Source organism: Kitasatospora sp. NPDC004289, assembly GCF_053602875.1.
Map to the genome: position 1 here is coordinate 21,866 of NZ_JBSGEL010000078.1, position 12,475 is coordinate 34,340.

Below are 12,475 nucleotides of genomic sequence, written 5' to 3' on the forward strand. Positions count from 1 at the left end.
GTGTGAGCGACCGCCGAACGGGGTCCGCCCCGGCCGCACTGCGCACCACCACCGGACGCGAGGCGACCCGCTGGGTCGTGGCGCACTGCCGGGAGCGGCCCTGGCTGACGGCCGCCGCCGTGCTCAGCACGGTGGCCGGGGCCGCGCTCCAGATGCTCCCGGTACTGCTGCTGAGCCGGGTGGTCGACGGGGTGGCCGGGGGCGGACCGCGGTCGGCCCTGCTCGGGCTCGGAGCGCTGATGGTGGCCGCCGCACTGCTCGGTGCGGCGGCCACCGCCCTGTCCGCCTACCTGATCGGACGGCTCGGCGCGGACCTGCTGGCCCGGCTGCGCGAGGGCGCCGTCCGGGCCGTGCTCGGGATGCCCGGCGCGCGGATCGAGCAGGTCGGCCGGGGGGACGTGCTCTCCCGGGTCGGCGACGACGTCGCCGTGCTCTCGCAGGGCATCCGCTCGGCTGTGCCGACCGTGCTCTCGGCCGGCGTGCTGGTGGCGACGGCCACGGCCGGCATGTTCGGCCTGGACTGGCGGCTCGGCCTGGCCGGCGCCTGCGCGCTGCCCGCCTACGGACTGGCTCTGCGCTGGTACCTCCCCCGCTCGGCACCGCTCTACCGGCGGCAGCGGGCGGCGCAGTCGGACCGCGCGCAGGCGCTGATCAGCGGGCTCAACGGGATCGACACGGTACGGGCCTACCAACTGGAGCCGGCCTTCCGGGCGAAGGTCACCGAGGAGTCCCGGCGGGTCAGGGACCTGGGCGTCGAGGTCTTCCGGCTGTTCGGCCGCTTCGTCGGCCGGGAGAACCGGGCGGAGTTCATCGGCCTGGCCCTGATCGTCCTGGTCGGCTACCTCCTGCTGGAGTCCGGCGCCGCCAGCCTCGGCGAGGTGTCGGCCGCCCCCTTGGTGTTCCACCGGCTGTTCAACCCGCTGGGCGCCATCATGTTCACCTTCGACGCGGCGCAGAAGTCGGGCGCCAGCCTGACCAGGCTGGTCGGCGTGGTCTCCGAGTCCACGGCGGAGCGGCTGGTGGGCGAGCGGGCCGCCGGTGCGGACGGCACCGAGCCGCGCGCGGTGTCGGTGGAGGGGCTGACGTTCACCCATCCCGGCGCCGAGCGGCCCGCCCTACGGGACGTCAGCCTGACCGTCCCGGCGGGCGGTTCGCTCGCCCTGGTCGGCGCGAGCGGTGCGGGGAAGTCGACGCTGGCCGCGCTGGTGGCCGGCATCGGCGCCCCGCAGAGCGGGCGGGTGCGGATCGGCTCCACCGACCTCGCCGGGTTGGACGAGGCCGGCGCGCGGACCCTGGTGAGCATCCTGACCCAGGAGACGCACGTCTTCTCCGGCCCGCTCGCCGAGGACCTGCGGCTGGCCGCGCCCGAGGCCGACGACGCCCGGCTGTCGGAGGCGCTGCGCACCGTCGGCGCGCTCCCCTGGGTCGAGGCGCTGCCCGAGGGGCTGCAGACCGAGGTCGGTGAGGGCGGCCTGCGGCTGGACGGCCCCAAGGTGGCCCAACTCGCGCTCTGCAAGCTGGTGTTGGGCCGGACGCCGGTGGTGGTGCTGGACGAGTCGACCGCCGAGGCGGGCAGCGCGGGCGCCGCCGAACTGGAGCGCGCGGTCCGGGCCGCCTGTGCCGGCCGGACCACGCTGCTGGTGGCGCACCGGCTGACCCAGGCGGTGGCGGCCGACCGGATCGCCGTGCTGGACGCGGGGCGCGTCGTGGAGCAGGGCACCCACGAGGAGCTGGTGGCGCTGGGCGGCCGCTACGCCCGGCTCTGGCGGGCCTGGCGGGACGGCAGCACCCCCGACCGGCCGAAGGCCACCGCTCCCTGAGCCCCGCCCCGGCGCTCCCCCACCAACCCCCCCAGCCCCGAAGCGACGGTCCATCACCCCGATGAACACTCCTGAGCTCCAGCCGTCCCGCAAGCCCGGGGCCGAGATCCTCCGCACCACGGTCCGCCGCAACGCCCGCGCCATGCTCGGCGGCACCCTCCTGATGGGCCTGTACCAGGCCGCCGAGACCGCCTTCCCGATCGCGCTCGGCCTGATCGTCGAGCACACCCTCACCGAGCGCAGCCCGCTCTCCCTCGCGCTGGCGATCGGGGCGCTGGCCGTGATCATCACCACCGTCTCGCTCTCCTGGCGGTTCGGGATGCGCATCCTGCAACGGGCCAACACCACCGAGGCGCACCGCTGGCGGGTCCGGGTCGCGGCCTGCGGCCTCCAGCCGGTGGCCCGGGACACCGGGCTCCGGTCCGGCGAGGTCCTGGTGATCGCCACCGAGGACGCCGACCAGACCGCGGACATCGTCGAGGTGGTGCCGATGCTGATCAGCTCGCTGGTCGCGGTGGTGATCACGGCGGTGGCCCTGGGCACGGCGAGCATCGGGCTGGGCCTGCTGGTGGTGGTCGGCAGCGCCGCCATCCTCGGGGTGCTCAGCGTGCTGTCCGGACGGATCGGCAGCAGCACCAAGGAGCAGCAGGCCCGGGTGGCCCGGGCCGGCGCGAAGGTCGCCGACCTGATCACCGGGCTGCGCCCGCTGCACGGCTTCGGCGGCAACCACGCGGCCTTCCTCTCCTACCGCCGGCTGAGCACCGGCGCCCGGCGGCAGGCCGTCACCGTCGCCCGGGTCAACGGCGTCTACGCGGGGACCGCCCTGGGGCTGAACGCGGTGCTCGCCGTCTCGGTGTCGCTGACCGCCGGGTGGCTCGCGTACGACGGGCGGATCGGCCTCGGCGAGCTGGTGATGGCGGTGGGTCTCGCCCAGTTCGTCATGGAGCCGCTGAAGCTGTTCTCCGACATGCCGAAGTACGTGATGACGGCCCGCGCCTCGGCGGAGCGGATGGCACTGGTGCTGTCCGCCCCGCCGACGGCGGCCCCGGGCCGGGACCGCCCGTCCCCGGGCGGGAGCCTGGAGGTCGAGGGGCTGCGGTACGGGAGCCTGCGGGAGGTCGGGTTCCGCATCCCCGCCGGGGAGTTCACCGCCGTGCTGGCCCTGGGGCCGCAGCAGGCGGCGGACCTCGCGGCGGTGCTGGCCCTGCAGGTGCCGCCCGGCGAGCAGGAGGGCGTGGTCAGGCTCGGGGGGCGGCCGCTGGCCGAGCTCTCCGTGGAGTCCGTCCGCCGGCACCTGCTGGTCAATCCGCACGACGGGGAGGTCTTCGCCGGCACCCTCCGTTCGAACATCGACCCGTCCGGCACCAGCCGGACGGTGGCCGAGGCGGTCCGGGCCTCGCTGCTGACCGAGGTGGTCGCCCTGTACTCCCGGGGGCTCGACCACGAGGTGCACGACCGGGGTGCGAACCTGTCCGGCGGGCAGCGCCAACGGCTGTCGCTCGCCCGGGCCTTGGCGGCCGACGCCGAGGTGCTGGTGCTGCACGACCCGACCACCGCCGTCGACGCGGTCACCGAGCAGCTGATCGCCCGTAACCTCGCGGAGCTGCGCCGGGGCCGGACCACCCTCGTGCTCACCGGCAGCCCCGCCCTGCTGGACGCCGCCGACCGGGTGCTGGTGCTGGAGGACGGCGTGGTCACGGCCGAGGGCGGCCACCGCGAGCTGCTGGCGGAGGACGGGCGCTACGCCCGCGCGGTGGCGCGCTGACCTGCCCGAGGAGCCGTCCAACCCCCTTTCCGGGCTGCCGAGTTGCCCTCCCGCGTGCGCGAGGGGTTCTCGTCGCGACCCGCTTATTGTACTCTCCGTCTAATAGCGGGCTCGGGGCCCGCGAGGCGTACGACGGAGGCAGCCATGGCCCGGACCGGTGCGGCAGGGACGACGGAGCAGGCGGAGCGGATCCACCCGGAGCCCGCCGACGGCGAGGAGGTGTACCGGCGGCTGCTGGACTCCTCGGCCCGGCTCTCCTACGACCCGTCCGTCGAGATCGACTGGGACGCGCCCTTGCCGGAGGAGCACTACGGGCTGAACCCGGAGTGGAGCACCCTCTACGGCACCCGCCTCTGGGACGAGATGACCGAGCGTCAGCGGGTCGCCCTCACCCGGCACGAGGTCTGCTCGATCATGAGCACCGGCATCTGGTTCGAGATGATCCTCCAGCAGATGGTGCTGCGCGACCAGTACCTCAAGAACCCGGGCAACGCCGAGTTCCGCTTCGCCCTCACCGAGATCGCCGACGAGTGCCGGCACTCCATCATGTTCGCCCGCGCCTGCGAGAAGATGGGCGCCCCCCAGTACAAGCCCAAGCGCGTGCTGGCCGAGGCCGGGCGCCTGTTCAAGGCCACCGCCCGGGGCGAGATGGCCTACGGCGGCATCCTGGTCGCCGAGGAGGTGCTGGACGTGATGCAGCGCGACTGGATGCGCGGCGAGAACGTCCTCGACATCGTCCGCGGCACCTCCCGGATCCACGTGGTGGAGGAGTCCCGCCACATGAAGTTCGCCCGCCAGGAGATCCGCGAACGGCTGTACGGCGCAGGCCCGTTGCGCCGCCGGCTGGCGGCGGGCGGGATCGCCACCGCCGCCTTCGTGATCGTCTCCAGCATGGTCAACAAGGGCGTCTACGCCGCCGCCGGGCTGGACCCGGTCCGCGCCGTCGCGGAAGCGCGCGGGAACCAGCACCGCAAGGCCATGATGCGCACCAGCTCCGCCCACCTGATGGCCTTCCTCGCCGACAACGGCCTGCTCACCGATCGCGCCGTCGCCCTCTACCGCCGCGTCGACATGCTCTGAGCACCGGCGTCCGCCCGCCACCCAGCGCAGCCCCCACCGCTCCCAGCACCGAGGACCCCACCCGGCCATGGCCTACGCGATCACCCGCTCCTGCTGCAACGACGCCACCTGCGTCTCGGTCTGCCCCGTCAACTGCATCCACCCCACCCCCGACGAACCCGACTTCGGGCGCACCGACCTGCTCTACATCGACCCCAAGGCCTGCATCGACTGCGGCGCCTGCGCCGACGCCTGCCCGGTCGAGGCCATCAAGCCGACCGACGAACTCACCGGCCCCGGTGCGGTGTTCGTCGAACTGAACCGCCGTTACTACGAGGAGAACCCCACCGACCACGCCTGGGGCGCCCCCTCCTTCCCGCGCAGCCTGCCGGCCCGGGCCGAGCCGCTGCGGATCGCCATCGTCGGCACCGGCCCGGCCGCCTCGTACACCGCCCAGGAGCTGCTGCGCTCCACCGACGCCCAGCTCACCGTGCTGGACCGACGCAGCGTCAGCGGCGGCCTGCTCCGGCTCGGCGTCGCGCCCGACCACACCACCACCCGCCGGATCGCGGGCCACTTCGCCCAGGTCTACCGCCACCCCCGGCTGCGCCTGCACCTCTCCACCGAGATCGGCCGGCACCTCTCGCACGCCGAACTCGCCGCCCACCACCACGCGGTGGTGTACGCGACCGGCGCCGACGGCGACCGCCGCCTCGGCCTGCCGGGCGAGGACCTGCCCGGCAGCCTGCCGGCCACCACCGTGGTCGGCTGGTACAACGGCGACCCGGACGTGCCGGCCGAGGCCGTCCCGCTCACCGCGGAGCGCGCCGTCGTCGTCGGCAACGGCAACGTCGCCCTCGACATCGCCCGCGTCCTGCTCCAGGACCCGGACGGGCTGGCCGGCACCGAGATCGCCGCCCACGCGCTGACCGCCCTGCGCGGCAGCCGGCTGCGCGAGGTGGTCCTGCTGGCCCGCCGCGGCCCGCAGGACGCCGCCTGGACCGCTCCCGAGTTCCTGGCGCTGCGCCAACTCCCGGGCGTGGAACTGGTGGTGGCCGAGGACCCGGACACCCTGGCCGCGATCGCCGCCGCCCTGCCCGGGGAGAAGGCCGCCCTGCTCGCCGGTCTGCCGACCGTCCCGGCCGACGCCCCCGCGCCACCCGCCGGCGCCCGCCGGATCACCCTGCGCTTCCACACCACCCCGACCGCGGTCACCGGCGGGCAGCGGGTCGAGGGGATCGAGGTCCGGACCACCGGCACCGACGGGCCGGGCGCGACCGTCCCCGCCGGCCTGGTGATCCGCTCCATCGGCCACCGCGGCACCCCCGTCCCGGGCCTGCCGCACGAGGAGAGCACCGGCACCCTCCCCAACCGGCTGGGCCGCGTCACCGACCCGGCCACCGGCCGGGCCCTCCCGGGCACCTACGTGGTCGGCTGGGCCAAGCGCGGCCCCGTCGGCGGCATCGGCAGCAACCGCGGCTGCGCCCAGGAGACCGTCGCCGCCCTGCTGGACGACGCCGCCGCCCGCACCCTCCCCTCGCCCTCGGGCACCGGCACGGACTTCGGCCGCCTCCTCCGCCGACGGGCGGACCGGTGACGGCCGCGCCCTCCGACCTTCGGGCCGGCGACGGACGCACCCGCAACCCGCGCACGGGCAACGGGAACTGACGCCCGCTCATCGGACGGGCGAACGCGGGACGACCCCTCCGCCGAACGGGTGGCAGCAGGTGTGACCGGGCCCGGGCGGCGGTAGGGGGCCGCCATGACCTCCAGCACCCCCGACCCGCTCCGCCACCGGAACCCCGAGCCGGCCCCCGCCCCCACCCCGGGCGAGCTGGCGGGCCGCCGGGGCTACCGCCCGCGCTTCCTGGGCCCCGAGGTGCCGCTGCCGCTGCCGGTCGACCCCGGCATCGGCACCGTGGTGCTGCGCTACACCCACTTCTCGGTGGTCTTCCGCCCGGACCGGCGGCTGGCGGCCGCGACCGCCGTGGCGATCGACGGCCACCGGCTGCGCGACCTGACGCGGGAGGACGACCGCTGGCGCTTCGACCCCCGGATCCCCTCCGACCAGCAGACCGGTGCCCCGGTGTACGAGCACAACACGCTCGACCGGGGTCACCTGGTCCGTCGGCTGGATCCGGTCTGGGGCGGGGAGGCCGAGGCCCTCCAGGCCAACGACGACACCTTCTACCTGACCAACGCCGCGCCGCAGTCGGAGGAGTTCAACCGGGGCAAGCTGCTCTGGCTCGGCCTGGAGAGCTACCTGCTGGACCACGCCGCCGACTCCGAGCGCAAGCTGGTGGTGCTGAGCGGCCCGGTGCTGCGGGCGGGCGATCCGCCCTACCGGGGCGTGCGCATCCCGCTGAGCTTCTGGAAGGTCACCGCCTTCCTCACCGAGGACGGCGAACTGGCCTCCACCGCCTACCTGTTGGACCAGAGCCCGGACCTCGCCACGGCCGGCCCGGCGTTGGCCGCCGCCGAGGCGGCGGGAGCGGTTCCGCCGCTGGGCGCCTTCCGGACCTTCCAGACCCCGGTCTCGGACATCGCCGCCCTCACCGGCCTGGACCTCGGACCCCTGCCCGCGGCCGACCGGCTCCGCCCGGGCCCGGTGCCCGAGGGCGCCCCGCCGCAGCACCGCTGGACGGAGCTCTCCGAGCTGGACCAGATCGTGCTCTGACGGGTGGTCGGCCCGGGCCGGGCCAGTCCGGGCCAGTCCGGGTCGGCCCGGACTGGCCCGGGTCTCAGAGCACGTCGTCCAGCTCGCGCAGCAGCCGCGCCTTGGCCCGGGCCCCGACCACCGACTTCACCGGCTCGCCGTTGCGGAAGACCATCATGGTGGGCATCGAGAGCACGCTGTACGCGGCCTGGGTCTCGGGGTTGCTGTCCACGTCGAGCTGGACCACCCGCAGGGTGCCGGCCCGTTCGGCGGCGATCTCCGCCAACACCGGGGCGACCATCCGGCAGGGCGGGCACCAGTCGGCGGTGAACTTGACCAGGACCGGCAGGTCGGCCGCGAGCACCTCGGCGGCGAAGGTCTCGTCGGTGACGGAGGTCAGCTGAGCACTCATCGGAAAAGCCCTCCTCGGGCGGGTCGGTGTTCTGTCAGGAATGACCGTGCGGAAGGAGCTCGCAGGAGGGCTCGGCGTCGGCCGCCTCCCCGGCGAGCCGCGCCATGTCCTCCTCCGCGCGCAGGAGTTGGGCTCCCACCTGGTCGCGGACCTGGCGCAGCCGGTCGATGCACTCGTCCAGCTCGGCCAGCTTGGCCCGGTAGACCTGGAGGGAGGCCGGGCAGGAGTCCCCGGCCGGATGCCCGGCCCGCAGGCACTCCACGAACGGGCGTGTGTCCTCCAGCTCGAAGCCGAAGTCCTGGAGCATCCGGATCTGCCGCAGCAGCCGCAGGTCCTCCTCGTCGTACGTGCGGTAGCCGTTGACACTCCGCCGCGCGGGCAGCAGACCGCGCGACTCGTAGTACCGCAGGGTGCGCGTGGTGGTGTGGGCCCGTGCCGCGAGTTCTCCGATCCGCATGACCCGACCGTAGACCTTGCCCCCGACGTCAACGCCAGCGCTCTCCCCCGGTCTCGCGCGCACCGCCCGGAAAATCCGGCTCGACCCCACCCCGCCGAAGGTAGGGTCGGTGCCATGGCGGAGGAAGAGCAGAGCGTACGGGTGGACAGCTGGATCTGGTCGGTGCGGCTGACCAAGACCCGCTCCATGGCCGGTGCGGCCTGCCGAGCCGGGCACGTCAAGGTCAACGACGAGCGCGCCAAGCCCGCTCAGGTGGTCCGCGAGGGCGACGTCGTCCGGCTCTTCCACGACGGCCGGGAGCGGGTGGTGACGGTCCGCAAGCTGATCCGCAAGCGGGTCGGCGCCGAGATCGCCGTCGGCTGCTACCGGGACGACAGCCCGCCGCCCCCGCCCCGCGAGGAGGCCGCCGCGCTCGGCATCCGCGACCGCGGCACCGGCCGCCCGACCAAGCGCGACCGCCGAGACCTGGAGCGCCTGCGCGGTCTCTGAGCCGCGGTGCGCCAGGCCCGCCGGGAGCCCGTCCGACGTGGGCGACAATGGTGCGATGTCCCGACGCCGCAAGCCCACTCCCCGCCCCGCCGCTACCCCGCTGCCCGACACCGCCCCCTGCCCCTGCGGGCGGGAGGCCACGTACGGTGCCTGCTGCGGGCCGCTGCACCGGGGCGAGAAGGCCGCCGCCACCGCCGAGCAGCTGATGCGTTCGCGCTACAGCGCCTTCGCCGTGCACGACGAGCCGTACCTGCTGCGCAGCTGGGCCGCCGCCACCCGCCCGGGCTCGCTGGACTTCGACCCGGGCCTGGTCTGGGAGCGCCTGGAGGTGCTGGCCACCACCGAGGGCGGGGCCTTCCACACCGAGGGCACCGTCACCTTCCGCGCGCACTACCGCGACGGCGGCGAGGAGGGCTCGATGCGCGAGCACAGCCGCTTCGTCCGCGAAGAAGGCGCCTGGGTCTACCTCGACGCCCGGTAGGCCCGCCGGGCGGACGGCGGACCGAGGGGGTGGTGGCACTCCGCACGGTCCGGGGTGCGAGGATGGCGGTCCCGCCCCGTACGGCGGGCCCTTGCGCCGACCGGCCGGCCGCTCACACAGCGGCGGTATCAGGGGCACGGCGAGGCCCGCACCCTGGCAGGCTGCACAACCCCGGCAGCCCGACGGCGGCGGCTCCCCTCACACTTCCCTCCCTCAGGAAGCACCCTCGCCATGCACGTCTCCACCGTGCCCGGCCGCGCCCTCGCGGTCCTGGGCTGCCTGACGCTGGCCGCGTGCGCCAGCGCCACCACCGACCAACCGGGGTCCACCGCCAAGCTCCGCTCCCAACTCCCGCGCGCCATAAGGGATGCGGGCGTCCTGCGGATCGCCTCCGACCTCAACTACCCGCCCGTCGACTTCAAGGAGCAGGACGGCTCCCCGGCCGGCCTGGACGTGGACCTGGCCCGGGCCCTCGCCTCCCGGCTCGGGCTGCGGGCGGAGTTCACCGACCTGCCGTTCGAGCAGGTGCTGCCGGCCGTCCGCGAGCGCCGGGTGGACCTGGCCATGTCGGCGGTGCTGGACACCCGTCAGCGCCAGCTCGGACTGGACGACCAGGGCCGCACGGTCGACTCGGGCGTCGACTTCGTCGACTACTTCGTCACCGGCACCTCGATCCTGGTCCGGCAGGGCAATCCGGCCCGGATCGGCTCGCTGGACGACCTGTGCGGCCAGACCGTCGCCCTCCAGCGCGGCACCGTGCAGGACGAGATCGCCCAGCGGCAGACCGCCGCCTGCGCCAAGACCGGCAAGCCGCTGACCATCCGTCGGATGGACAACGACCAGCAGGCCCTGGCGGAGGTGGCCGCCGGCCGGGCGGTCGCCGACCTCAACGACTACCCGGTGGCCGAGTACAACACCCGGGACGGCCAGGGCAAGGGCCGCTTCCAGGTGACCGGCGGTCAGTTCCTGACCAGCCCGTACGGGATCACCGTGGCCAAGGACTCCACCGCGCTGCGCGACGTCCTGGCCAAGGTGCTCGACCAGCTGATCCGCGACGGCGAGTACGACAAGATCCTCACCCGCTGGAACGTCCCGGCCGGCGGCGTCTCCAGCGCCGTGGTCAACGGCGGCCGCTGACGCCGCGCCCTACTTGGGGACCGGGGCCAGGCCCGTGCAGCCGCGCAGCCCGTCGCGGCGCTTGAGCGACGCGGCCGCCTGCGCCCCGGTCTCCGGGACGGGCACCCCCTGCCCGCTGATCTGGGCCGGGGTGAACTCCTCGCCGGTGACCTTCCCCTCGGCCGTGAGGGTCAGGGTGGTCACGCCGGTCTCGTTGGAGTTGGCGTAGCTGGAGGTGCCGTACCAGAGGAAGTTGCCGAAGCCGTAGGCCACGTAGGTGGAGCCGAGCATGCCCGCGCCCAGCATGGTGTGGGCGTGCGTGCCGACCACGGCGGTGGCACCGGCGGCGGACAGCTTCTTCGCGATGGAGGTCTGCCCGGCCGTCGGGCAGGCCTTCCCCTCCTCGCCCCAGTGCAGGTACACCAGCACCACCGGGGCCTGTGCCTTGGCCTGCGTCACCGCCTTCAGCAGCGCGGCCTCGTCCAGCGCGGAGGCGATGCCGGCCTTGCCGGCCCCCGCCCGCCACTTCCGGTTGGTCTCCTCGTCGACCTGGCTGGCCGCCACCACGGCGACCTTCACGCCCTTGACGTCCGCCACGTACGGGGTGAACGCCTCGGCGGCGTCCTTGCCGATGCCGACCACCGGGATCGGCGAGGAGGCCTTGGCAGCCAGCGTGTCGGTCAGCCCCGGCTGGCCGAAGTCCACGGCGTGGTTGTTGGCGAGCGAGACCACGTCCACGCCCGAGTCCTGGAGCACCTTGAGCGAGCGGGCCGGGGTGCGGAAGGTGTAGGTCTTCACTTCCGGAGCACCGCGCTCGGTGATCGCGGTCTCCAGGTTCAGCACCGAGAGGTCGGCGTCGGCCAGCTTCTTGGATATCGGCCCGAGCGCCTGCTCCGGCGCCTTCAGGTTCAGCCGTGCCTCGGTCCGCCCCTCGAAGTGCACGTCCCCCGCGAACGCCACCGTGAACGTCGTCCCCGGCGCGGCGGCCCCCGCCCCGGTGCCCGTCGGCGAGGCCGCACCGCCCGAGGCCTGGGCGGCGGCGGACGACTTCCCGGAGCCGGGCTCCACGTGGTCGCCACCGGCCGGGTGCGGCTCCTCGCCGCAGCCGGCCACCAGGACCAGCGCGGCCACCACTGCGGCTGCGGACACGGCACGGCGCATGACGAGAATCCCCCCGAGATCGATACGTGAGCACCTGAGATTACGACATGCCCCCACCGCCGCAACACACTTCCCTCACAGATCCGGAAGGTCACCTTCCGAAAGCCGGGTGCGATACTGCCCGGATGCCGAAGAGGAAGCGGGGGCGGGAGCAGGCCGATCCGTCGGGGCACGCCGTCGAACCGGTCGCGTCGCCGACCTACGACTACGCCCCGTACGTCTCCCCGGTCGCCGCGAAGGTCCTCGTCGACGCCGAGGGCGGCCACTGGCGGCTCGCCCGCGGCCCGCTCGACCCCCGCCGCGCCAAGCGGCTGGCGGTCAGCGCCCACGCCATGTCGATCAGCGACGGCGAGTACGACGAGGACCGCGGCCGCTGGTACCACTCCTTCCTGCCCGAGGCCGACCGCCTGCCCACCTGGCAGCGGGTCAAGCCGCTGTACGACTCCGACGGCATGCTCAGCCACCGGGCGTACGAGTTCACCGACGAGGACGGCCGGGTGCTCCTCTACATCGACACGTCCTGCTGACCGCCCGTCCGGATCCAGGACGAACTACCCCATATCCCTCCGGTCGGGCGTAGCGGCTTTCGGCCATTGGGCGCAATACCGTGGTCCACGTCACGTAATTAGATCCGTAACGGATCGACTCCTGCCGCGATGAAAGGGGAGGTGTTGTCGCGCGGGACGAGTCCGTACCCGCGCTGTCCCACTCCCCTTGTGAGAGGCTCCTCGTGTCGCTCAGCTCGCCCAGCAGGGTTTCCGTCGCCGAGAAGAAGCGTCCCGTCAAGCGGGCCACCGCCAAGGTGCCGGTGGCCGCACCGTCGTCCGACGACGGCGAGTGGGAGGAGAACGGGGCCCAGGCGGCCGAACCCGAGGAGGACCGGGAGGCCGAGGTCTTCGTGCTCTCCGACGGGGACGAGGACGACGCCCCGGCCCAGCAGGTCGCCACGGCCGGCGCCACGGCCGACCCGGTGAAGGACTACCTGAAGCAGATCGGCAAGGTCCCGCTGCTCAACGCCGAGCAGGAGGTCGAGCTCGCCAAGCGCATCGAGGCCGGCCT

At 74.2% G+C, this 12,475-nt stretch carries 13 protein-coding genes; 10 read left to right on the top strand and 3 right to left on the bottom strand.

What is annotated here, in order from left to right:
• The first annotated feature begins 2 nt into the window (after positions 1 to 2).
• The 5 genes from ACWEPF_RS33880 to ACWEPF_RS33900 all read left to right on the top strand — a co-directional run bounded on the left by ACWEPF_RS33880 (position 3) and on the right by ACWEPF_RS33900 (position 7,321).
• Positions 3 to 1,820, top strand: a complete 1,818-nt coding sequence (locus ACWEPF_RS33880; protein ID WP_452175615.1) for an ABC transporter ATP-binding protein — start codon at positions 3 to 5, stop codon at positions 1,818 to 1,820.
• Between the two features lie 61 nt (positions 1,821 to 1,881).
• Positions 1,882 to 3,585 (top strand): ABC transporter ATP-binding protein, encoded by a 1,704-nt coding sequence (locus ACWEPF_RS33885; protein WP_452175616.1) that lies wholly within the window; start codon positions 1,882 to 1,884, stop codon positions 3,583 to 3,585.
• Positions 3,586 to 3,729: 144 nt separating this feature from the next.
• The gene (locus ACWEPF_RS33890) at positions 3,730 to 4,665 is read left to right on the top strand and encodes an AurF N-oxygenase family protein (RefSeq protein WP_345281455.1); all 936 of its coding nucleotides are present in this window, start codon (positions 3,730 to 3,732) and stop codon (positions 4,663 to 4,665) included.
• Between the two features lie 67 nt (positions 4,666 to 4,732).
• Positions 4,733 to 6,241 carry a 4Fe-4S binding protein gene (locus ACWEPF_RS33895; RefSeq protein WP_452175617.1) on the top strand — a complete coding sequence of 503 codons (1,509 nt, stop codon included), beginning with the start codon at positions 4,733 to 4,735 and terminating at the stop codon, positions 6,239 to 6,241.
• A 165-nt stretch (positions 6,242 to 6,406) separates the two neighbouring features.
• Positions 6,407 to 7,321: a DNA/RNA non-specific endonuclease gene (locus tag ACWEPF_RS33900; protein WP_452175618.1), complete on the top strand. Its 915-nt coding sequence runs from the start codon at positions 6,407 to 6,409 to the stop codon at positions 7,319 to 7,321.
• A gap of 64 nt (positions 7,322 to 7,385) precedes the next feature.
• Here the strand turns inward: ACWEPF_RS33900 and trxA are convergent, their stop codons facing one another.
• Together trxA and ACWEPF_RS33910 are read right to left on the bottom strand one after the other, a co-directional pair.
• Positions 7,386 to 7,712 (bottom strand): thioredoxin, encoded by a 327-nt coding sequence (trxA, locus tag ACWEPF_RS33905; protein ID WP_345281460.1) that lies wholly within the window; start codon positions 7,710 to 7,712, stop codon positions 7,386 to 7,388.
• 34 nt (positions 7,713 to 7,746) lie between these two features.
• Positions 7,747 to 8,169: a MerR family transcriptional regulator gene (locus ACWEPF_RS33910; protein WP_345281462.1), complete on the bottom strand. Its 423-nt coding sequence runs from the start codon at positions 8,167 to 8,169 to the stop codon at positions 7,747 to 7,749.
• Here ACWEPF_RS33910 and ACWEPF_RS33915 point away from each other — a divergent pair.
• The 3 genes from ACWEPF_RS33915 to ACWEPF_RS33925 all read left to right on the top strand — a co-directional run bounded on the left by ACWEPF_RS33915 (position 8,137) and on the right by ACWEPF_RS33925 (position 10,276).
• On the top strand, positions 8,137 to 8,658 hold the full coding sequence (locus ACWEPF_RS33915) for an RNA-binding S4 domain-containing protein (protein ID WP_452175619.1): 522 nt from the start codon (positions 8,137 to 8,139) through the stop codon (positions 8,656 to 8,658). The genes ACWEPF_RS33910 and ACWEPF_RS33915 overlap by 33 nt on opposite strands.
• Before the next feature lie 55 nt (positions 8,659 to 8,713).
• Positions 8,714 to 9,139 (top strand): YchJ family protein, encoded by a 426-nt coding sequence (locus ACWEPF_RS33920; protein WP_452175620.1) that lies wholly within the window; start codon positions 8,714 to 8,716, stop codon positions 9,137 to 9,139.
• Between the two features lie 231 nt (positions 9,140 to 9,370).
• Positions 9,371 to 10,276, top strand: a complete 906-nt coding sequence (locus ACWEPF_RS33925) for an ABC transporter substrate-binding protein (protein WP_452175621.1) — start codon at positions 9,371 to 9,373, stop codon at positions 10,274 to 10,276.
• Between the two features lie 9 nt (positions 10,277 to 10,285).
• Here the strand turns inward: ACWEPF_RS33925 and ACWEPF_RS33930 are convergent, their stop codons facing one another.
• Entirely contained in the window at positions 10,286 to 11,416 is a 1,131-nt protein-coding gene (locus ACWEPF_RS33930) for a CapA family protein (RefSeq protein WP_452175622.1), read from the bottom strand.
• Between the two features lie 125 nt (positions 11,417 to 11,541).
• On the opposite strand from ACWEPF_RS33930, the gene ACWEPF_RS33935 reads away from it, so the two are divergent.
• Together ACWEPF_RS33935 and ACWEPF_RS33940 are read left to right on the top strand one after the other, a co-directional pair.
• A complete protein-coding gene (locus tag ACWEPF_RS33935; protein WP_452175623.1) occupies positions 11,542 to 11,943 on the top strand; it encodes a hypothetical protein in 402 nt (133 codons plus the stop codon).
• 203 nt (positions 11,944 to 12,146) lie between these two features.
• Positions 12,147 to 12,475, top strand: a 329-nt coding sequence (locus tag ACWEPF_RS33940; RefSeq protein ID WP_452175624.1) for a sigma-70 factor domain-containing protein, incomplete at its 3' end; no start/stop codon positions are given.